This window comes from Variovorax sp. GW460-12-1-14-LB1, from assembly GCF_059423605.1.
This window is the reverse complement of sequence record NZ_JBWKYF010000163.1, coordinates 1-1,850: the sequence shown is the minus strand read 5'-3', so window position 1 is coordinate 1,850 and position 1,850 is coordinate 1. Positions and strand designations below refer to the sequence as shown.

Below are 1,850 nucleotides of genomic sequence, written 5' to 3'. Positions count from 1 at the left end.
GGCCGTCGGTTGATCTCCCTGCCGCCAGTCTAGAAATCCAATCCGTTAATAGCCGCTCGGGCGGATTACAAATGCTTAATCTACCGGTGCGCTGTAAGCCGTCAATCAACCACGCCCTTGCGCGTGGCGTTGGAGCCGGTGCGTGCGTGGAGGCCTACGCGCCGCCGAGCTTGATGTTCCAGGGCAGCAGCGCCTCGTAGTCGTCGGTGATGAGCGTCGTGCCGGGACGGATGCCGGCATACAGTTTCTCGGCGTGCACGGCGCCACGCCCTGGCGCATAGGCGAACAACCGTACCGGTGGGCCAGTGCCATTCATCTGCGCCCACATGTAGCTCTTCGTCTGGGCCTTGCGCCCGGGCTCCTTGAGCACCTGGACCGTGGTCTCGTCGCCGTAGATCAGGTCCGAGTCCAGCAAGTGGTCGCGCAGCAGATTGATGACCGGCTGCACAGCCTGGCCGATGCGTACGATGCCCGCAGCCAGCGTGTTGCTCGCGATGTCGCCACCGAAGCGGCGCAGCAATACGGCCGTTCGGTACAGCGGCATGCCGAACTGGTACTTGCCGGTGATGACCCAGGCTTGGGCCTGCTCGGTGAGCAGCCCGCGCGGGATGATGCGCGCCGGCGTCGGTGCAACCTTCAGGCTCTGATCGCAGCAGGGACAGGCGTACTTGATGCGGTGGTGCTGCAGCACGCGCACCTGTTCGGGGATGACATCCATCTGCTCGCTGACCTCGGCGCCGATCTCCACCAGCGCGTGCCCGTCATGCGCGCACACACGCTCGGCCTCGGGCAGTTCGTGGCGCACGATCTCGCGCGGCAGCGCGGGGTCCAGCGGCTTGCGCCCACGTTTCTTGCGCTGATGGCCGGCAACCGGCGTCGACTCCTCTTCATCTGTCTCGGACTGCGGCGTCTGATCGGTGGGTGCGAGCGCTTCGGCCTCGTTGAGGAACAGGTCCTTCTGATCCGTGCCGCGGGCTTCGCTCTTGGCGGCGAACAGCTGACGCTGCAGCGCCTTCAACCGCTCCAGTGCGAGGTCCCGCTCGGTGGTCGCTACTCGAAACGCGCCGGCCAGCGCATCGCGCTCGGCGATCAGACCAGCGAGTTCTTCAGCGGTGATGGAGGCGGGCGACGACACGCCATCATCGATCGGCATGCCCCATCATCGTTCCTTCAAGCCACGCTGGAATAGCGCAGACGGGAGTGGCGTTGCACCACCGCGATGTCGATGCCCTCCAGCAACCAATGCAACTGCTCAGCCGTCAGCGTGGGCACAGCCTCGGCCGAGGGCCAGGTGAACCTGTCCTTCTCCAGACGCTTGAGCAACAGCCAGAAGCCGTTGCGCTCCCAGCCCAGGATCTCTACCCGGTCGCGCCGGCGGTTGCTAGACACATACGCGCACGAGGCGAACGGGTCCAGGCCCAGTGCCTGCTCCACCAGCACTGCCAGGCCGTTGATGCTCAGCCTGAAGTCCACCGGCTCGCGATGCAGATAGACCTTCAGCCCTTCGTCGAAGCGGAACATGGCAGTCGGCTCAACATCTGCACCAGCGTCGGCAATTCCTGCAGGCTCGTCTCACCGAGATCGATCTGCACGCCGTTGGGCAGGCGCACCTGCAACCCGACCATCGGGGTCGGTGCCGTCAAGGAGCGCTCATTCGGAATCACCGCCACGGCCGTAGCAGGTGCGTGGGCTATCGCGGGCACAGCCACTGCACACTCGCGATGAGGCAGATCTTGTTCACCCTCTACGTGTACAGCAACGAATGCCGCATCCTGGAGCGGCCCCCTGAATCTGAGGACACGGTTCCCCTCTTAAACTAAGAGGTAGTCAAATGACCGTGTTTATGACTA

Annotated in this window: 2 protein-coding genes and 1 pseudogene; all 3 read right to left on the bottom strand. The window is 64.3% G+C overall.

Features of this window, described 5'->3' with window-relative positions; genetic code table 11:
- Positions 1 to 193: 193 nt before the first annotated feature.
- Positions 194 to 1,153, bottom strand: a pseudogene (gene tnpC, locus AC07Y4_RS32925) (IS66 family transposase); the annotation flags it as partial.
- 17 nt (positions 1,154 to 1,170) lie between these two features.
- A complete protein-coding gene (gene tnpB, locus AC07Y4_RS32920; RefSeq protein WP_057597926.1) occupies positions 1,171 to 1,521 on the bottom strand; it encodes an IS66 family insertion sequence element accessory protein TnpB in 351 nt (116 codons plus the stop codon).
- The gene (locus AC07Y4_RS32915; protein WP_159275328.1) at positions 1,497 to 1,643 is read right to left on the bottom strand and encodes a hypothetical protein; all 147 of its coding nucleotides are present in this window, start codon (positions 1,641 to 1,643) and stop codon (positions 1,497 to 1,499) included. The genes tnpB and AC07Y4_RS32915 overlap by 25 nt, the downstream gene beginning before the upstream one ends.
- Between the last annotated feature and the right edge of the window lie 207 nt (positions 1,644 to 1,850).

What these genes read in the sequence shown, in the direction of transcription:
- tnpB (WP_057597926.1), bottom strand. Translation starts at nt 1,521, where the DNA reads ATGTTCCGCTTCGACGAAGGGCTGAAGGTCTATCTGCATCGCGAGCCG.